General features: G+C 43.0%; 19 protein-coding genes. 12 read left to right on the forward strand and 7 right to left on the reverse strand.

The features are described 5' to 3' along the window. Window positions 1-177: 177 nt before the first annotated feature. The 4 genes from treZ to V7K50_RS06125 all read right to left on the reverse strand — a co-directional run bounded on the left by treZ (window position 178) and on the right by V7K50_RS06125 (window position 3,437). Window positions 178-2,034: a malto-oligosyltrehalose trehalohydrolase gene (gene treZ / locus V7K50_RS06110; protein WP_334958161.1), complete on the reverse strand. Its 1,857-nt coding sequence runs from the start codon at window positions 2,032-2,034 to the stop codon at window positions 178-180. After that, window positions 2,018-2,188, reverse strand: a complete 171-nt coding sequence (locus V7K50_RS06115) for a hypothetical protein (protein WP_334958162.1) — start codon at window positions 2,186-2,188, stop codon at window positions 2,018-2,020. The genes treZ and V7K50_RS06115 overlap by 17 nt, the downstream gene beginning before the upstream one ends. 74 nt (window positions 2,189-2,262) lie before the next feature. After that, the gene (locus V7K50_RS06120; protein ID WP_334958164.1) at window positions 2,263-2,667 is read right to left on the reverse strand and encodes a thiol-disulfide oxidoreductase DCC family protein; all 405 of its coding nucleotides are present in this window, start codon (window positions 2,665-2,667) and stop codon (window positions 2,263-2,265) included. Window positions 2,668-2,831: 164 nt separating this feature from the next. Then, the gene (locus V7K50_RS06125; protein WP_334958165.1) at window positions 2,832-3,437 is read right to left on the reverse strand and encodes a Uma2 family endonuclease; all 606 of its coding nucleotides are present in this window, start codon (window positions 3,435-3,437) and stop codon (window positions 2,832-2,834) included. 135 nt (window positions 3,438-3,572) lie between these two features. Between V7K50_RS06125 and V7K50_RS06130 the strand changes: the two genes are divergently transcribed. The 4 genes from V7K50_RS06130 to menB all read left to right on the forward strand — a co-directional run bounded on the left by V7K50_RS06130 (window position 3,573) and on the right by menB (window position 7,316). Next, a complete protein-coding gene (locus tag V7K50_RS06130; RefSeq protein WP_334958166.1) occupies window positions 3,573-4,625 on the forward strand; it encodes an aldo/keto reductase in 1,053 nt (350 codons plus the stop codon). A 116-nt stretch (window positions 4,626-4,741) separates the two neighbouring features. After that, complete coding sequence (gene dps, locus V7K50_RS06135; RefSeq protein ID WP_334958167.1) at window positions 4,742-5,314, forward strand: DNA starvation/stationary phase protection protein Dps; 573 nt, start codon at window positions 4,742-4,744, stop codon at window positions 5,312-5,314. 419 nt (window positions 5,315-5,733) lie between these two features. Further along, complete coding sequence (locus V7K50_RS06140; RefSeq protein WP_334958169.1) at window positions 5,734-6,450, forward strand: pirin family protein; 717 nt, start codon at window positions 5,734-5,736, stop codon at window positions 6,448-6,450. A gap of 32 nt (window positions 6,451-6,482) precedes the next feature. Next, complete coding sequence (menB, locus tag V7K50_RS06145) at window positions 6,483-7,316, forward strand: 1,4-dihydroxy-2-naphthoyl-CoA synthase (protein WP_334804808.1); 834 nt, start codon at window positions 6,483-6,485, stop codon at window positions 7,314-7,316. 150 nt (window positions 7,317-7,466) lie between these two features. Here the strand turns inward: menB and V7K50_RS06150 are convergent, their stop codons facing one another. Then, window positions 7,467-7,763, reverse strand: a complete 297-nt coding sequence (locus V7K50_RS06150; protein WP_334958171.1) for a hypothetical protein — start codon at window positions 7,761-7,763, stop codon at window positions 7,467-7,469. A 533-nt stretch (window positions 7,764-8,296) separates the two neighbouring features. Beyond that, window positions 8,297-8,845 carry a DUF721 domain-containing protein gene (locus V7K50_RS06155; protein ID WP_334958173.1) on the reverse strand — a complete coding sequence of 183 codons (549 nt, stop codon included), beginning with the start codon at window positions 8,843-8,845 and terminating at the stop codon, window positions 8,297-8,299. Window positions 8,846-9,095: 250 nt separating this feature from the next. On the opposite strand from V7K50_RS06155, the gene V7K50_RS06160 reads away from it, so the two are divergent. The 7 genes from V7K50_RS06160 to V7K50_RS06190 all read left to right on the forward strand — a co-directional run bounded on the left by V7K50_RS06160 (window position 9,096) and on the right by V7K50_RS06190 (window position 16,822). Continuing rightward, the gene (locus V7K50_RS06160) at window positions 9,096-10,460 is read left to right on the forward strand and encodes a hypothetical protein (protein WP_334958175.1); all 1,365 of its coding nucleotides are present in this window, start codon (window positions 9,096-9,098) and stop codon (window positions 10,458-10,460) included. Window positions 10,461-10,681: 221 nt separating this feature from the next. Then, window positions 10,682-11,434, forward strand: a complete 753-nt coding sequence (locus tag V7K50_RS06165; RefSeq protein WP_334958177.1) for a PspA/IM30 family protein — start codon at window positions 10,682-10,684, stop codon at window positions 11,432-11,434. Window positions 11,435-11,596: 162 nt separating this feature from the next. After that, window positions 11,597-12,379: a PspA/IM30 family protein gene (locus tag V7K50_RS06170; protein WP_334958179.1), complete on the forward strand. Its 783-nt coding sequence runs from the start codon at window positions 11,597-11,599 to the stop codon at window positions 12,377-12,379. Window positions 12,380-12,693: 314 nt separating this feature from the next. Beyond that, entirely contained in the window at window positions 12,694-13,029 is a 336-nt protein-coding gene (locus tag V7K50_RS06175; protein ID WP_334958181.1) for a thioredoxin family protein, read from the forward strand. A 76-nt stretch (window positions 13,030-13,105) separates the two neighbouring features. Beyond that, complete coding sequence (locus V7K50_RS06180; RefSeq protein WP_334958183.1) at window positions 13,106-14,389, forward strand: LL-diaminopimelate aminotransferase; 1,284 nt, start codon at window positions 13,106-13,108, stop codon at window positions 14,387-14,389. 604 nt (window positions 14,390-14,993) lie between these two features. Next, on the forward strand, window positions 14,994-16,055 hold the full coding sequence (locus V7K50_RS06185) for an NF038130 family PEP-CTERM protein (RefSeq protein ID WP_334958185.1): 1,062 nt from the start codon (window positions 14,994-14,996) through the stop codon (window positions 16,053-16,055). Window positions 16,056-16,417: 362 nt separating this feature from the next. After that, window positions 16,418-16,822 (forward strand): response regulator, encoded by a 405-nt coding sequence (locus V7K50_RS06190; RefSeq protein WP_334958187.1) that lies wholly within the window; start codon window positions 16,418-16,420, stop codon window positions 16,820-16,822. Window positions 16,823-16,843: 21 nt separating this feature from the next. On the opposite strand, the gene V7K50_RS06195 is transcribed toward V7K50_RS06190, so the two are convergent. Next, entirely contained in the window at window positions 16,844-17,023 is a 180-nt protein-coding gene (locus V7K50_RS06195) for a hypothetical protein (RefSeq protein ID WP_334958189.1), read from the reverse strand. Between the two features lie 634 nt (window positions 17,024-17,657). Here V7K50_RS06195 and uvrC point away from each other — a divergent pair. After that, entirely contained in the window at window positions 17,658-19,535 is a 1,878-nt protein-coding gene (uvrC, locus tag V7K50_RS06200) for an excinuclease ABC subunit UvrC (protein ID WP_334958191.1), read from the forward strand. Window positions 19,536-19,554 lie beyond the last annotated feature (19 nt).

Below are 19,554 nucleotides of genomic sequence, written 5' to 3' on the forward strand. Positions count from 1 at the left end.
GGGGGATCAAAAGCTTGTGGCGCAATTCTCCAAGACTTGTGTATACACCGTAGCTTAAAAGGAGAGAGGCTTTAAATCTTACTCCCCAACGCTAGTAGGGAAGGGGCTGGGGGTTAGGTCTTTATTACACTCAACCCAGAAGTGCTATACCTCATTTATTTTTGAATGCATGAATTCTTAACTTTCTACTCCCCCTTCATACAGCACCAAACTAGTAGCTTTTACTCTCAGTTCTTGCTTCACAGAGAGATGTTCCGGCGCATCAGAACCAGGCCCAGACCATAATGTGTCTGCTGAGTCTAATAACTTATGAACATCGTGTTGACTTGGCAAAGTCACTGTCACCGGAGACGAATTGAAATTCATCACAAAAATTAGTTCACTCGATTCGCACCAACGACGCACAATGACCACTTCCTTGTGTTCATCGCTAGTCGCTTCAATGAAATTGCGGTCTTGATTGAGAAGCGCTGGATGCGTCTTGCGTAAATTAATTAACTGGCGATACCAATCCCACAGAACTTTGTGCTTACCGTTATGACGTAATTCCCAATTGAGTTTAGAACTAAGGAAAGTTTCTGCCGATTCGGGATCTGGGGGATCATCTGCATAGTGAAATGCTTCAAATTCTTCTTTGCGTCCGGCTCGAACCATTTGAATCAAATCGGGATCGGAGTGACTGACAAAGTAAATGAAGGGTGCTGTTTCGCCGTATTCTTCTCCCATGAATAACAACGGTAAGTAGGGCGACAATAACACAGCGCCAGCAGCCAACTTTAATCCTTCAAAAGAGATGCGCTGGCTGAGGCGTTCTCCTTTCATTTGATTGCCGATTTGATCGTGATTCTGAATACAGACTGTAAACTGTGATAAAGAGCGATCGCGGCAAGATACGCCATGAAATCGTTTGCGATCGGGCGAGTATTTCCAATCGTAGACAAAAGTATCTTCATAAGCTTTTGCCAAATCAGCACATTGCCCAAAATCTTGATAATATCCTTGGCGATCGCCTGTCAACAGTGTATGCAATGCATGGTGAAAATCATCACTCCATTGAGCATCTAGTCCATATCCACCCAATTCTGCCGGACGAATTATTTGCGGATTATTCAAATCGCTTTCAGCAATTAAATGGCGTTTCCATTTTTGCCCTTGTTGTGAGAAATGATGAATAGCTTCCGCTAGTTCCCATAAAAAATGTTTGGCACCCAAGTCGTAAATTGCTTGAATAGCATCCAACCGCAATGCATCAATATGGAACTCGCCCAACCAGTAAAGCGCATTTTGGATAAAATAATTTCGCACACCCTGACTATGGGCGTCATCGAAATTCAGCGCTTCGCCCCACGGTGTTTTATAGGTTTTAGTAAAGTAGGGCGCGAACTGACTCATGTAATTGCCTTCTGGCCCAAAGTGGTTATATACCACATCCAGCACGACGGCGATATTATGTTGGTGACAAGCATTTACCAATTGCTTCAGTTCGGCTGGGCTACCGTAGGAATTTTGGACAGCAAAGGGATAAACGCCGTCATAACCCCAGTTGCGATATGTCAAAGCAGCTTCAACATGGGTGTCTCCCGGAAACTGGGAGATCGGCATGATTTCAATAGCGTTAATTCCCAGTTCTCGCAGTTCCGGTAAACGAGGAATGATGGCGGTGAAAGTTCCTGCCGGCGTAAATGTACCAACATGGAGTTCATAAAAAATCATCGACTCCACAGGAATCCCCGCCCATGCTTCATCAGTCCATTCAAAGTGATGATCGACAATTTGCGACGGCCCATGTACCCCTTCTGGTTGATACTGTGACGCGGGATCGGCAAAGGTGTCTTGTCCATTCAAAACATAGCGATAAAGCGTACCCGGATACACATCGTTGACTTTCGTGTGCCAGTATCCCTCAGACTGAGGCTTGAGAGGAATTAGCTGCTGTTCTGCTGTCAAAATTTGTACCGTGACGCTATCTAGTAGTGGAGACCAAACTGTAAATTCACACTCCCCGTTACCCAAGTAGTTAGCACCAATTCTCACGCAGTATCCTCCCATCAGATTCTATGTTGTGCCGAATTGTGGCGCGATGGCGTACCCGCCCACCGTAGGCGATCGCAAATGTCATTGATTGCACAAGTTTTACTAAACACGCCAGATAGCATAATGGTTGGTCTAGCACACTTTTTGCTAGCATCTGGAGGCGGATTTTTGACTAAAATAAACTCTGTCTAATGACAATAGTTCGTAAGCTAGCATAGCTGTACTACCTTACGGATTGCAGGTATCATCCACGCAGTATGACGATTGATATGTATTAGAACGTTTACCAAATATGGTGTAACGATGATCGCGGATTTGTTCGTAAAAGCGATCGCCTGCCCATTTCATCCCCGGTAAGGCTCGATAAGCGTCTACAAATATACTTCCTGCTGGCAATAACCGCCCAAATTCTTCAGCAGCATTACTACCTTGCCAACGTCTCTGTGGTTCATTGCCATCAATTAAAATCACTCCTTGTTCGCAATCTTCGGCTGTAATTCCCCACTGTAAAAGTGTTTGCTCATCTTGCATAGGAGCGTAGCGAAATAAATTTCCCCTGTCTAAAGTTTCTAGCGATCGCACCAGGGTAACGCAGAGATTACAATTCCCATCGTAGATTACGTAGTAGCTCATATAAATAACGGCTCTTTAGCAATTGACTTATCGGATGTGTCTAAACACAACTTTGGTATTCTAGCTTAGAAAACCGTAGCGATGAATCTCACTTACTAAATCGCTGGATTTAGATCCTCGACTTCTTAAAGAAGTCGGGGATCTGGGCAGCAAAATTTCATTAATCAAATATGTATAATATCGTCAAGTTTAAATTGTAAATTTGGTAATAGTTCAGATGAGATAGTATCTCCTAAGCGATATTGTTGTTGCTGGTACACACCGTTAACTAACTGGCAAACAGTAAAGGTAGGTTGTTTAGGATTCCCAATAAATTGCAAACCACCCAAGCCACGAAAATCCACAATCCAATATTCCGGGATGTTAAGAAAAGCGTATTCTTCCACTTTTCTTGCATAATCATCTTGCCAATTAGTACTTACAACTTCTGCCACCAGCTTGATTGTACTGCCGTTACAAATAATCGGTTCTTTTTGCCATAGCGGTTCTTTACTAAGTTCTGCTTTATCTAAAACAATTACATCAGGACGCAGTGCTGTAGCTTCAGCCGCAGGTGGTTTAATCAGACAAGTTTTTGGAACCAACCAGTTTAAATTAGAATTAAAAATTTCGACATAGATTCTACCAGCAATACCACCTGCCACAGCTTCGTGTGGCCCTGTAGGTTCCATGTCTCTTAGTTGCCCATCAATGAGTTCGTAGCGTGTATTATCACCATATTGGGCTATAAATTCCTCGAAGGTAAGTAGTTTTGGTGAAGTGTAGGTCATTATGTCTTGTTCTGACTTGACGTAGGCTTATTGTAGCGAAGCCAGATCCCCGACTTCTTAAAGAAGTCGGGGATCTGAATTATCATGTTTTTAGGATGGTATTTGCTTAGTTTTTTCATTAATGAGAAAATATTCATGAGATACAAACTCTTGGGCAAAAGCGGGTTAAGAGTCTCTGAACTCTCCTTGGGAACCATGACCTTTGGTGAAGATTGGGGTTGGGGTGCATCTGTTGACGAAAGTCGTAAAATCTTTGATAGCTATGTAGAAGCAGGGGGAAATTTCATTGACACCGCCAACGGTTATACCGATGGTAGCAGTGAAAAAATTGTCGGTGAGTTGATTGGCTTAGAACGGGAATGCTTTGTAGTTGCGACAAAATATTCCTTTCCCTTGCAGATGAATAACAAAAAGGGCGACCCGAACGCCAGTGGAAACCATCGCAAGAATTTAATTCAGTCTTTAGAAGGTAGCCTAAAACGGCTGAATACCGATTATATTGATTTATTCTGGTTGCACGCTTGGGATTTCACAACACCGATTGAAGAAGTATTGCGATCGCTTGATGATGTAGTTCGCCAAGGTAAAGTACTTTATATCGGTATTTCTGACACACCCGCTTGGATCGTTTCCCAAGCAAATACCATCGCCCAATACCAAGGATGGACGCAGTTTGTCGCCCTGCAAATTGAGTATAGTTTAATTCAACGCACACCAGAACGGGATTTGCTACCGATGGCAAAAGCCTTTGATTTAGCAGTAACACCGTGGAGTCCCTTGGGCGGTGGTGTATTGACAGGTAAGTATAATCAGCCTCCTCAAGAGGGTAGCGAACAAGGGCGATTAGCAAATGCAGCATTAGGAACTATTTCCGAACGGAACTTAGCGATCGCGCAAGTTGTCAGCCAAGTTGCAGCAGAAATTGACCATACACCCTCACAAGTAGCATTAGCTTGGTTACACGCTCAAAGTGGTGTGATTATTCCGATCATTGGGGCGCGTAAATTAACCCAGTTTCAAGATAACTTAGCTTCCTTAGAAGTCACCCTCTCAGCAGAACATCTGCAACGGTTAGATGAAGTGAGTAAAATTGAATTGGGTTTTCCCCATGACTTTTTGCACAATGATGTAATTCGCGATCGCCTTTTCGGTGGTACATTCAATACCATAGAAAACCATCGTATCTAACTAATAGTAATAAACAGTAACACATTCAGGCATTAATTCAATCCATCGTCAGAGAGTTTCGCCAAGCCTTGCAATTCTGTAGAGTTAGATATAAAAGGTATTAACAACGTAGAATCATGAGCGACAACAGCATTACATCACGTTTGTACCCTACCCGCATTGACATTCCCGCCGAAGCGCGAGTGCAAATTGTGGTACTTCTCAACCAAAGTTTGGCTGCTACTTCGGATCTGAAAACCCAAGCAAAGCAAGCGCATTGGAATGTTAAAGGAACTGACTTCTACCAGTTGCACCTATTATTTGATGAACTTGCTGGGGAATTAGAAGGATACATCGATATGATCGCTGAACGCGTTACAGCTTTAGGCGGATACGCTTTTGGAACAGCCCGCGCCGCAGCTAGTAATTCAATTTTGCCAGAATATCCCTTAGATATTTTGGATGGTAAAGACCACGTAACAGCGTTGTCAGATCGTTATGCATTCTATGCTAAACATCTCCGGGAAGCGATCGATAAAACTGATGAATTAGGCGACCTCGATACCGCCGACCTTTACACCGAAATTTCTCGCACCATTGACAAACGACTCTGGTTCTTAGAAGCTCATCTGCAAGTAGCAGAAATTAAGGCAGATAATGGCAAAGCAACTACTACTAAAACTCAAAAGATCCCTGCTGGTATAAAATAAGGACTTTTGAGAAAAGTAGTCTTTCGTAAATCTAATAGTATCTTTTTGGTAAGTACGTCACTTTTAAGTGCGTACTTTTCTTTTATATGTATATACTTTACTATTGAAATAGTTCAAAACTAAGTCGAAAAATTCCCAAATATCTTCGACAAGTAGATACATCAAGATTAATAAGTAGAGCGGCGTGAATAATTCAAGGTTTGTAGTAAGGACTTTAGTCCTAATTTGAAATCACAGCTAAATACTTTTCAAACATCCTCTAAGGGACTTCCAACAAATAAATTACCCAATCTTGTGGGGTGGGCGTCTCGCCCGCCTTTGTATAGGGGCGCTCATGTTGCCCACCCCACAAGAAGTAGTTGAGTATTTTTTTATTTGTAAGTCCCTAACTAAATATTCATTAACAACGAGGTAAATTTATGTCTCAAAATACAATTACCCACTTAATTCACGATCGCAACTCCCGTGGTCATGCTCAAATAGGCTGGCTTGATAGTTATCACACATTTTCCTTCGGTAGTTTTTACGATCCCAACCGCATGGGATTTCGCTCTCTGCGAGTAATCAACGACGATCGCATCGCCCCTGGTGCTGGATTCCCTACCCACAGTCATCGTGACATGGAAATCCTCACTTATGTCTTAGAAGGTGCTGTAGAGCATAAAGACAGCTTGGGTACTGGATCGGTGATTCGCCCTGGTGATGCCCAGATTATGAGCGCTGGTACTGGAATTAGTCACAGTGAATTTAATCCTTCACCAACTGAACCACTGCACTTACTACAAATCTGGATCTTACCTAACCAAGAAGGATTGACACCAAGATACGAGCAAAAAGCTTTTCCTCTAGAAGAAAAGCGCGGCAAATTACGGTTAATTGCTGCTAAAGATGGACGCGATGGTGCTGTGACAATTTATCAAGATGTTGATTTATATACATCTGTTTTAGAGTCAGGTGATGTTGTTAATTATCAAGTCAAACCCGATCGCTATGCCTGGTTACAAATAGCACAAGGTATAGTTAACTTAAATGGGGAGGAACTCAGAGCAGGTGATGGAGTGCAAATCAACGGCGAAGAACAATTAGAAATTAGCACCAACATCGGTGGTGAAATCTTGCTTTTCGATTTAGGCTAAGAGATTTCCGACAAATAAATTATTCGATACCAATGCAAATTAACTGGCAAACTGCCAAAACCTACGAAGATATCCTGTATCAAAAAAACGATGGCATTGCGAAAATCACCATCAACCGTCCCCACAAACGCAATGCCTTTCGTCCGAAAACTGTCTTTGAACTCTACGACGCTTTTTGTGATGCTCGTGAAGATACTACTATCGGCGTAGTACTATTTACTGGCTATGGACCACACACTGATGGCAAATATGCCTTCTGTTCCGGTGGCGATCAAAGTGTGCGGGGACATGCAGGTTATGTGGACGAAACTGGCATCCCCCGCTTAAATGTGCTGGACTTACAACGCCTGATTCGTTCCATGCCGAAAGTAGTTATTGCTCTAGTAGCTGGATATGCGATCGGTGGTGGACACGTCCTACACTTGATTTGTGACCTTACCATCGCCGCCGATAACGCCATTTTTGGACAGACTGGCCCGAAAGTTGGCAGTTTCGACGGTGGTTTTGGAGCCAGCTATCTCGCGCGCATCGTGGGACAAAAAAAAGCTAGAGAAATTTGGTTTCTCTGCCGCCAATATGATGCACAACAAGCTCTAGAAATGGGCTTAATTAATTGCGTTGTCCCAGTGGAACAACTAGAAACTGAAGGTATTCAATGGGCGCAGGAGATTTTAGAAAAAAGCCCCATCGCAATTCGCTGTCTCAAAGCTGCATTTAATGCTGATTGTGACGGACAAGCTGGTTTACAAGAACTCGCTGGTAATGCCACCTTACTGTATTACATGACAGAAGAGGGGTCTGAGGGCAAACAAGCCTTCCTCGAAAAGCGTCCACCAGATTTTCGCTCTTTTCCTTGGTTGCCTTAAAATTGCAAAAATCGCATCTCACTAAAGGGTGCGATTTTTGTATATATCAACTTTTTCAGCACTAAAAATCTTAAAAAAAAATCTTATTTTAAGCGGACTACAAACTGAGTCCAGTAATAATGGATAACTAAATGACCACTGCTTTAGTTTTTACCTGTTAAGAGGAGAGATCGAGGCAGTTATTTTCTCTACAGGGATCAGAGCAGCATTGTCTAAATCTGAGCCTAGAGATTGACAAGATGTTAAAACTGGGGCTACATCTGGCAAACCCCAAGCATCTTCTAAGGTTTCCCAAGAAGGTGCAAAAGGTGGGAGCGCCAAAGAGCAAGCTTTCCAAGTTGCTTGAACTGGTGCGCCCAACTGCTGACACATTCCACCACGGCGACCCTCTGGCTGGTAATGACGGCAATATCTACAGGCAGATGCTAAAACTTTAATAGGTTTCATTTGGATTCATCTTTAGTGTCGTTTCTGGCTGAATTTCATCCTTATATTTTGCTTCTATATATAAAGACGGATAAAAGCCAAAAAGTCATTATTTTCTATAGGTTTCAGCGATCCCCAGGCAAAAATAAACTTCAGGATGTTTTTATAATCTTGTTATATATTTCAATAATCTTTAGAGCGGTTACATATAGATTTCGCCTAAAAGTTATTAGGGATCAAGATTAAAAGTAAAGCTTTTGATTTTTCCAGCCTTTTAACTTCCTCCTTAAGTATGGCTTAAGGCATAGATTTTAAGATAAATAGTCTGCTTTTCTTACCACATTCGGCATAGTTTTGCAGTAAAATACATTTTTTCTCAATAATCAGAAGTATTTTATGTAGTAGGAGCAAGTTACTTTTGGATAAATTCTGCTTACAGCAGATTGCGCTCTAATCAAATATACATAGAGACGTAGCACTGCTACGTCTCTACAAAGTTTTGGGTTTTATATATGTACTTCATTTACCTGAAATCTGCTGTAAGGAATTATCGTTCAACTATTTTGCTTTACAAACTGTTTAGCAGCACAGACAGAACAGACTTGCCATCGCTGGAGTTCGCCGGGTGGGGTGGGCGATTGACATTGGGGACAAAGGGGTAAGTTGTGCGATCGCGATCGCATAATCTTCGTCCAATTTCCAAAAGCAGCATTCACATCTTTCGTGGGTGTAACATCAGGGCGACTAATCTCATCACCAAGATAACTGGGATGCTCATGGGGCGAAACCGTTTGTTGCTGTTTTCTCTCCACAGATGGATTCTGCCAGCCAGCAGTAGAGAAGCGAATATCAACCAAAGGTGCTGGCAGCTTTTTATTCAACTTTAAAAGCAGAGATGTGCGCCCAAAACTTAGGTTTTGCGCCCAAGCAGCACTAGAAGTTGCAACTGACAAAACATCACGCTGAATCGACAATGGTCGAGTATTTGCGGCAGCCACTGGGCCAACAACCTCTGCCCAACATTTGAGCAAGCGTTGAAATGGTTGCTCCTGCCATTTTTCTTGCTTTTCCAGAGCGCCCAAAATATCATTAATTGATTTCATCAAGGTGGGGGGTGAGGGAGAAATAAATTCAAAATTCAAAATTCAAAATTAAAGAATTTATTTCTCCCTCCTGCCTCCTCTTTCCCAATGCCCCATGCCCCATGCCCCATGCCCACCCATGCCCACTTGCCCTGAGCGAAGCCGAAGGGATACCCAATACACAATCCATCTATTTAAATAATTTCCGCTACTATTGTCACAAATATATCTAAAGTTAATCCCAGCAATCAACGTTTGAGGCACACAGACAATGACTCAAAACCCCCTGAACGATTCCGGTACTCAATCGTCTAAAACACCTGGATTGAAACCAGCACTAGCAGCAGCGCTAGCGAGTTTAGAGGTACCACTAGATCAAGAGTTAGCTCGATATCGACGCACGCGAAATGGTTTGGTGTCATCAAACCAGCGTCGTGTTGCAAGTTACATGAGCAGTCAAGCCCAGCCTTTGACTGCCATTCCGACAACACCGGGCACAACTCAGTCATCAGTAACGGCAATTACAACCAATGTGCAGTCTGCATCTGTAACTGTTGTGAATCATCAGGGAACCACAGCGCCAGCTACGGCAAAAATTGACGAACCACCAGCATCTGCTGTAGCTGTGAATTCTGAGATGAAACCAGCGTCAGCTACGGCAAAGACTGAGGAACTGAATAATCTTAATGTACCCTCAACCGCCGATTCTGCTAAAACACAAACTCAACTTCCACCACCCCCGCCCAACTTTAGTAGCAGCATTGTGCGAACAGTCGTTAAAGATACTAATAGCGAAAATCTCTTGCGGCCAGATGACACACCTAAACACCCAGATGACTATTTGGAATCTAGTGAAGCACTGCTGCGAAGTCTGACAGAAGAACAACTAGAAACCAGGAAACCAAGCAATTCTAGTGACAGTCTGCTATCACCTTTGGGTATCGGCTCAATGTTGCTGCTATTGGTGGCGAGTCTTACCTTGGGTTATGTAGTATTCAATCCCAAAGGCTTGTCACAATGGAATTTAGGCAAATTGTTTAACGGGAACTCGTCTCCCGCACCAGAAAAGACTGAGGAAGTTGGAAGTAATGTCCAACCTCAGAACCAGCCACCAAGCACATCTATACCTAAGTATCCCAATCTAGCTAATGAAGAGTTTCCTGAGGTGAAAGATCCCAATGATCTAGTTGGCTTAAAACCCAAAGTCCAACCAACCCTCACAGTAGTGCCTAATTCAGTCGTTCCCCAAAATCCCGCAAATCCTCCAGTACCATTGCCAGTGCCTAACACAACGGTAAAACCGACAAATCCGATCGCTTTAGCACCAGTACCGATAGTACAACCTTTACCTCTCCTGAATTCGCCTCCGGCTTCAACGACAAAAACCTCACCCCAGCCAATGACAACTTCACCAAAACTGAGTGCAGAAATCAAACCAGGAACAGATGGGTTTTATCATATAGTCATAGATAATAAAGGCGCGGTTTTAGACTCGGCACGGCAAGTAGTTCCCGATGCTTATTTATCACTCGACAAACAATTGATTTATCTGGGTGCTTTTAAGACTAAAGAGCAAGTACAAAAACAGATGCAATTATTACAGGCGAGGGGAATCAAGGCACGGGTTCAGCAGTGATGAGTTGCAAAAATCTACGATACTATGAGATAACAGTGCTGAGTTATGAGTGCTGAGTAGTAGAGACAGAATCTTGCTTCTTTACGACAGAAAATTCTTATACTCAGGACTTCATCTGGGTATTCAGCACTCCATAACTACCCGACAATAAAAATTATTATACTCAGGGCTTTAACTAGGCACTCAGCACTCAGCATTGAGTTTCGTGAAGGAGAGCCGATATGGAGTTAATCAAGCGTATCCTGCGGGTGATTCGCGCTAATCTCAATAGTTTGATTGGTGGTGCAGAAGATCCAGAAAAGATTCTGGAGCAAGCTGTGTTGGAGATGCAGGAAAATCTGGTGCAGTTGCGGCAGGGTGTAGCACAAGCGATCGCTACCCAAAAACGCACCGAACGACAGGCGGCTGCGGCTCAGTCTCAAATGGAAGAATGGTATCGCCGCGCTCAATTAGCACTGCAACAAGGCAACGAACCTCTAGCACGCGAAGCTTTGACTAAGCGCCAAGCCTATAAAGAAACCACTACAGCCCTATTTTCTCAGATACAGCAGCAAAACGAGATAGTCGCTAGGCTAAAAAAGGATATGCGATCGCTAGAGTTAAAAATTGGCGAGGCAAAAACAAAAAAAGATATGTATATTGCTCGCGCCCGTTCTGCTGAAGCGTCTTATCGCCTCCAAGAAATGCTGGGCACAGTTTCTGCAACCAGCAGTCTGAGTGCCTTTGAGCGCATGGAAGAAAAAGTTTTGCAGATAGAAGCTCAATCAGAAGCCATAGCTCAACTCAGTAGCGACGACTTGGAAACACAATTTACTTCTTTGGAATCTAATGATGTAGATACCGAATTGGCAGCCATGAAGGTGCAGGTTTTAAACCAGGCAGAAAACACACAGCACAACAGTCTCCTCACTGAGGAGAACCAGAACACAGCGCAGCCTCCCCAACAGCAGTTACCCAAAACTCAAGACTCTTGAAGTTCGGCTAATTAACCCAGTTTCGAGATATCTTAAAAATTAAGAGTTGTTAGAAGGTACTGATTCAAACCGGAAAGATTACATTGAAATAGGTAGCTATTAAAAAGTAAAAAAGCTAACTGTCCAACAAGAAGCGTAAATTACACAAGGAAAAACAAAGTTATGGGATTATTCGATCGCATTAAGCGAGTAGTTAGTTCTAACCTCAACGACCTCGTTAACAAAGCCGAAGACCCCGAAAAAATGCTAGAGCAAGCCATCCTGGAAATGCAGGAAGACTTGGTGCAACTGCGTCAGGGAGTAGCCCAGACCATCGCCGCCCAAAAACGCAGTGAGAAACAATACAATGATGCCCAAAATGAAATCAATAAGTGGCAACGCAATGCTCAACTGGCACTGCAAAAAGGTGATGAGAACTTAGCGCGACAAGCTTTAGAACGCAAAAAGACTTATACGGACACCAGTGGTGCCCTCAAAGCTAGTTTAGATACCCAAAGCACTCAAGTTGAAACCCTTAAGCGCAACTTAATCCAGCTGGAAAGCAAAATTTCTGAAGCTAAAACCAAGAAAGAAATGCTCAGAGCGAGAATCACTACCGCCAAAGCCCAAGAGCAACTCCAAGGCATGGTGAGTGGGATGAATACCAGCAGTGCAATGGCTGCCTTTGAGCGGATGGAAGAAAAGGTCTTGATGCAAGAATCCCGCGCACAGGCAGCAGGAGAGTTAGCCGGTGCTGATTTAGAAAGTCAATTTGCCCGGTTGGAATCTGGTAGCGATGTTGATGATGAATTGGCAGCTTTGAAAGCTCAAATGTTACCACCCGCCACTCCCCAAAATCAACCCCAACTGCCACCGCAACAAGAAACCACTGCTCCTAATCCTAAGTCTAATGAGGTAGTTGATGCCGAGTTGGATTCCCTACGTAAGCAATTGGATCAACTGTAAAATTGGCAGAAAACTTAAACTTATTTGAGCTAGTCCCACAGCCAACAGGTGTGGGATTTTACGTCAATAGTTAATAGTCCAAATAAGAGATTTCCAACAAATAAATAAATTATCCAATCTTGTGGGGTGGGCAACATGAGCGCCTTTGACTAGGGCTCTGACTACGGGCGGGTGAAACACCCACACCACAAGAAGTAATTAAGTATTTTTTATTTGTCAGTCCCTAACCATGAATTATTGACTATGGATTATTGACGACTTTGGGATAAAGTATTGTGTGTGCCAACTTCGATCGCCACCTGATGGAGACTGCAATGAGTAAGGCTGTAATCACCATAACCGATGCTGAGTTTGAAACCGAAGTGTTAAAAGCCGAGCAGCCTGTATTAGTTTATTTTTGGGCTTCCTGGTGTGGGCCGTGTCAATTGATGTCGCCCGCGATTAACTCTGCTGCTAGCGAATATAGCGATCGCCTCAAAGTCGTGAAAATGGAAATTGACCCCAACCCAATCACTGTTAAGCAGTACCAAGTGGAAGGTGTACCCGCCCTCAGACTATTTCAAGGAGACAAACTACTAGAATCCACTGAGGGAGTCATCAGCAAAGAAAAATTACTTGCTCTCCTAGATACCCACTTAAATAGTAATTAGTCAATAATTCATCGCAAATTACCAATACTTCGACGTCGCTCAGTACAAGTGACTAATGACCAATGACCAATGACTAATGACTAACATACAATTTGCAAAACGTTTACAACCCCTACAATCTAATGTATTTGCTGATATGGATAGAGCCAAAGCGATTGCTTTGGCTGCTGGGCGACAGGTAATTGATTTGTCCTTGGGGTCTTCTGATTTACCAGCTGAGGCGCACGTCATTGAAGCGATCGCTCAGTCTCTTGGCGATCGCAGCACCCACGGCTATCTGTTGTTTAATGGTACCCTTGGGTTTCGGGAAGCCGCAGCCAACTGGTACGAACAAAAATTTGGCATCAAAGTCGATCCGCAAACTGAAGTACTACCTCTGATTGGTTCTCAAGAAGGCACAGCCCATTTACCCCTAGCAATACTCAATCCCGGAGACTTTGCCCTGTTGCTCGATCCGGGTTATCCCTCCCATGCTGGGGGAGTCTACCTAGCCAGTGGTCAAATCTACCCAATGCCACTACAGGCAGAAAACAGTTTTTTACCAGTGTTTGCTGATATTCCTGCCTCAGTCTTGGCTCAGTCGCGGATGATGGTATTAAGTTATCCTCACAATCCCACAGCTGCGATCGCGCCTTTATCTTTCTTCCAAGAAGCTGTAGCCTTCTGTCAGCAAAACAATCTCGTCCTAGTTCACGATTTCCCCTACGTAGATTTGGTATTCGGGGAAAGTGGGGACTGGGGACTGGGGACACTTCGACAAGCTCAGTGCATCGCTGGCGACTGGGAATTAGGAACTAGAAAAAATCTTTCCCAATCCCCAATCCCTAATACCCGATCCCTAGTCCCTTCAATTCTCCAAGCCGATCCAGAGAAAAGCGTCTCAATTGAATTTTTCACCCTTTCCAAGTCCTACAATATGGGCGGCTTCCGCATTGGCTACGCCATCGGTAATGCCCAATTAATTAACGCCTTACGCCAGGTAAAAGCCGCCGTTGACTTTAATCAGTATCGGGGAATCTTGAATGGTGCGATCGCAGCTCTAACTGGCCCTCAAGCTGGCGTAAAATCTGCTGTCGCCACCTTCCAGGGGCGGCGTAATGCTTTCATCAGTGCCTTACACCGCATTGGCTGGAATGTTCCTACTCCCCAAGCCACAATGTACATCTGGGCAAAATTGCCTTCACATTGGAGTCAAAACTCCATAGAATTTTGTACCCAGCTAGTCAAACAAACAGGTGTAGCCGCTTCCCCAGGTGCTGGTTTTGGCAAATCTGGAGAAGGGTATGTCCGTTTTGCCTTGGTGCATGAGCCACCTTTGTTAGAAACTGCCGTGGAAAGAATGGCTGAGTTCCTTCATTGAATTTCTTCTCAAGTGAAACGCCAAGGATTTTTGGCGGAAAAGTCTAGGAATGCAACACGCGGTAGGGGCACACAGTTGTTATAGATGTCAACTTCAGGTAAAAGCGTCTAGAAGAAGTTTTCAGACATTATATCGTTATCTCGTTTCCAGTCAGAGACTGGCAATGCATAGGGGAGGGCTGCCGCCTCCGTGACTCGTGGCAGCAGCCCAATAGAGGCTGGAAACGAGGTTTGAAAGGGGTTTGGGCTTAAATTGACACCAATGCAAATTTTTCTGTCCCTACTAATTACCGTATTGTACTGAACTTCAAAATATTGAATTGTTATTTATAAAACAACATATTTTAAGCTAGATGCGTAATTAAACTTATAAAAGTATCAAAATATTCTTCATCTTTTCATTGATAATCAGCAGGAACTTTACCCAATCAGGTCTCTCCGTTTCGTAAACTGGGTTTGTGCGCTGATATACCAAGTATGGCTAACAATGCAGGTTGCATTTAAAAGCCGCCGTATTGCCAAAAAGCCTTTAGTCAAGACAGCCAAAGCCTAAAAACGGCAGTAGTTTAAAACTTAACTTCCAAACTAACAGAGACTTGAAAACAATGAAGATGAATTTTCAGAAACTTGTAATTGGTGCTTCAATGGCTATTGGTGTGAGCGCTCTTGCCACTGCCCCAGCACACGCTACATCTTTTAGCTTCGATAATACAGCAGAAATTAACACTTACACTGGTACCTCAAAGGGTGACTTCATTAGGGGGAATGCAGCAGGTGGTACTGACGCTGCCATCAAAGCTTTGACAGATAACGATTCCAGTTCTAACGTTGAGCTTTGGTATAGTAGCGAAAACCCAGCCGCAGGTTCTTACGCTAGCTTCACCGCCACACAAGGAGACTACAAAGCCACCGTTAGCAGTATCACTGCTGATGACTGGAAAATTTTTGGTTCGCAATGGGTGACTGATTTGGTGAATGCCTATACTCCATTTCAGTCAGTGTGGAATGGGTTTTCAGACACTACCAAATCATTAATAACAAGTTCTTTTTCTTCATTGGGGATAGGAGATCCTAACATTGGTGGCTTCCAATTTGGTCAAAATGGCGGTGTACAAGTGCAATTGGTTGGTAACTTGGATGTAACGAGCAAACTCTCAACTACAATTAGTAATAATCTTAACACTGTGTGGAGTGGAGGAGTCGGAGCAATATTGAATCTAGGAGTGCTACCAATATCAGTCAAACTACAAGCAGATGTAAGCGCTTCAGATGTTCAAGCTAAGATTTCACTACTTCAAGCATCGCTTAAACTGGCTACTGATCCTCAAAAGCAAAAGCTGCAATCTCAAATAGATGCACTCACATCATACAAAGACCTCCTCAACTTCCAAGCGACATTAAATGGCTACACAGGTGCAATCGGAGTTAGTGAAATTGCCAAAGTAGTTACTGGTGGTACAACCTCCTACGCTTATAGCTTTAAGCCCACTGCGTCAGGAATTACAGCCTCTGATGACGGCGTATCCTACAGTGCATATTACACTTGGAACACACCTGGGTACATTGCTCCTTTAAAGCAAGTCCCAGAACCATCAATAATACTGGGTCTGCTAGGTGTTGCTGGTGTGTTTGCTACCCAACGCAAATTTAAAAAAGCATCTATCTAAGATTGCGGGTTCAAAACTAAAAACAAGTAAGGGAGCTGCTAGCTCCCTTTTTTGATGAATAATTACTTGGGAGCATCTGACTTTTCACTTTCGTAAAAATATATCTAGCCCTGGCGAATAAAATTCGTGGCTATAGCAGACTTTACCCACCGACCTGGGTTTCCAATTTCTTGAGTCCGCGCAGGTGGTCACTGAGCCTGTCGAAGTGCGGACGAAAGTTTGTGTAGCCGCGATTTCTAATCGTCAGGTATATTTGCAAAGGTGAGATGCTCCCTAATTTCTTGCAGCTATTTGTGGTAATAATTGTTGGCTTTTAATTAAAACTATCAGATAATAGGTAGCAATGACAGCACAATTAATCAATGACAGATCAGCCATTGCAGTCACAAAAAGTTAGACGAGTTTTGCTAGTTGAAGACCATTATCTCAATCGGATGTTACTTACTGACTATCTAAGTTATTGTGGGTACGATGTCCAAAGCTTATCAGAAGGCTCTAGTTTTTTCTCAACTATAGAGAAATTTAAGCCGGATTTAATGTTATTAGACTTAAAATTGCCAGATATCGATGGTTATTCGCTCTTAAGACAAGTCCAGCAAAAACCTAATTTGTCAAAAATACCGATCATTGTGGTTTCAGCCTTTGCTTTTAAAGCAGATCAAGAACTAGCCTTGAGTTTGGGCGCACGCCGCTATTTTGTCAAACCTTTAAAGCTCAAGGATCTCATCCTGGCAATCGAAGAACAGTTTACTTGTCATCACAGATAAACTTTTCTGCTGGATGTGCATTTATTCCGCTTTTTGGTCAGCAATAAACTCTTCAACGCGCTCACTAAGGGTTTGTACAGAACCGCCAATTTTTGAAATTTTCTGCTGTACTTGGGCTAACAACAAAACTGCTGTTTGCAGTTCATTGAGAGTTTCAGCCATAGCCTCACGGTACTGTGATTCAAAGTCTTGTAAATTCATGGTTTAGCTCTTGTCTGAAATCATTAGAATAACTATATTCTCAATCATAATCGTAAAGTTAATTTCCTAAATCCGTTAATTCGCTTAATGTTATAACTCCAATCAGTAAACCGAAATATTGGCAATTTATAAAATTTTTATTTGACATTTATCTAAGCGATATCTAAACATATTTTTTATCCTTAAAAAGTAATAAAGTTAAATACAAAAAATATTTTTATCTAAAATATGAAGTTTCAGATGATAAAACGTTATCAATTTAAAGATGTTAATTATAAATTCAAAAAGTAAAGTTTTTATTCTGACAGTAGCAGCCGATGACTAAGATCGCAGATGTTCTGATGCTTGCAGCAAGTTTTCTGGCAAAGGTCTGTAGTTCGTCAAGTCAATAATGCTTGGTTTGTAGTGAGCGCTAAAGCGCTCAAGTCAAGGACTAAAGTCCTGACTACGAACTTATAGTTGGTGTGGTGGACTAGTAGTTGGAAAACTTACCCACCCTGAAGGAAGCCGCAGAAGTGTCTACAGACTTCTCTTGGTGGGGATGGCTACTTTATATTTACTTGATAAATAGTCTGTAAATCGGCACGAAAAAATAATTTTTCTTAAAATAGAGAAAGATTACTTAATTTTGGTTGTGACAATATCTACTCAAATATTACCACTGGTTAAAGAGCCAGAACGACTGGAAAACCGTCTAGCCGAAATTCCACCGGAACCGGGGGTTTATTTCATGCGGGACAGGAGCGATCGCATTATATATATAGGTAAGTCACGTAAGTTGCGATCGCGTGTCCGTTCCTATTTCCGCGATGGCTACAATAAGAGTGAACGCATCGCCACGATGGTCAAGTTGGTGACAGAAATTGAATTCATCGTCACTGATACTGAAGCCGAAGCTTTAGCGCTAGAAGCCAATTTGATCAAGCAGCACCAGCCATACTTCAACGTGCTGCTCAAAGATGATAAAAAATATCCCTATCTCTGCATTACTTGGTCAGAAGATTATCCACGAATTTTTATTACCCGTAAACGCCAATTCGGTAAAGAAAAGGATAAGTTTTATGGGCCTTATACTGATGCTGGTTTGTTACGAGAAATTGTCCGCATCTGCAAGCGGATCTTTCCACAGCGACAACGGCCTCAGCCACTTTTTAAAGACCGTCCGTGCTTAAATTATGATTTAGGGCGTTGTCCGGGTGTGTGTCAACAGCTGACTTCACCAGAAGAATATCGCAAAATTGTGCAAAAGGTGGCGATGGTATTCCAAGGGCGAACTCAGGAATTGATTGAGATTTTGACTCAACAGATGAACGCAGCATCTGAAAACTTGAACTTTGAGTCAGCAGCACGGATTCGCGATCAAATTTCTGGGTTAAAGTCGCTGACAGCCGACCAAAAAGTGTCCTTACCAGATGATACCGTTTCGCGGGATGCGATCGCACTGGCAGCCGATGAACAGCACGCTTGCATTCAACTATTCCAGATTCGCGCCGGCCAATTGGTAGGACGTTTAGCTTTTGTGGCGGATGCTCACGCCGAACCGGGAGCTATTTTACAACGAGCTTTAGAGGAACATTACCAAACTGCTGACTCCGTGGAAATACCCTTAGAAATTTTGGTACAGCATGATTTACCAGATGCGGAGATATTGGCGGATGTCTTAACTCAACGTAAAGGTAAAAAAGTCACAATTTTAACTCCTTTGCGGCAAACTAAGGCAGAATTAATTGAGATGGTAGAGCGAAATGCTCAGTATGAATTGCAAAGAATGCAAAAATTTGCCGATCGCAATCACCAAGCAATGCAAGATTTAGCCGCCATTCTCGATTTACCAGATGCACCCCACCGGATTGAAGGTTATGACATTTCCCATATTCAAGGTTCAAATGCTGTGGCTTCGCAAGTGGTGTTTATCGACGGATTACCAGCCAAACAGCACTATCGCCACTACAAAATCAAAAATCCCACAGTGACAGCAGGACATTCAGATGATTTTGCTAGTCTTGCTGAAGTTATCCAGCGCCGCTTTCGCAAGTATGGGGAAGATCAGCAATTAGCACGTTTGGGTAATCCTGACTGGCCTGATTTAATCATGATCGATGGCGGTAAAGGTCAGTTATCTTCGGTTGTCGCCATTTTGCAAGAGATGAATTTATTAGAAGACTTGCGAGTTGTGAGTTTAGCAAAGCAGCGAGAGGAGATTTTCTTACCGGGAGAATCTAAACCCTTGACAACTGATGCAGAACAACCGGGAGTACAGTTATTGCGGCGGTTGCGCGATGAAGCCCATCGGTTTGCAGTGAGTTTCCATCGTCAGCAGCGTAGTGATAAATTGAAGCGATCGCGTTTAGATGAAATTCCCGGTTTAGGACATCATCGACAAAAGCAGCTATTAGGACATTTTCGCTCAGTAGATTATATTCGGCAAGCAACAACCGCACAACTGGCTGAAGTCGCAGGAATCGGGCCACGTTTGGCTCAAGAAATTTACGATTATTTTCATCCCTCTTAAAGTCAATACAGTTCAGTTA

Source organism: Nostoc sp., from assembly GCF_036917135.1.
Taxonomy (GTDB): domain Bacteria; phylum Cyanobacteriota; class Cyanobacteriia; order Cyanobacteriales; family Nostocaceae; genus Nostoc.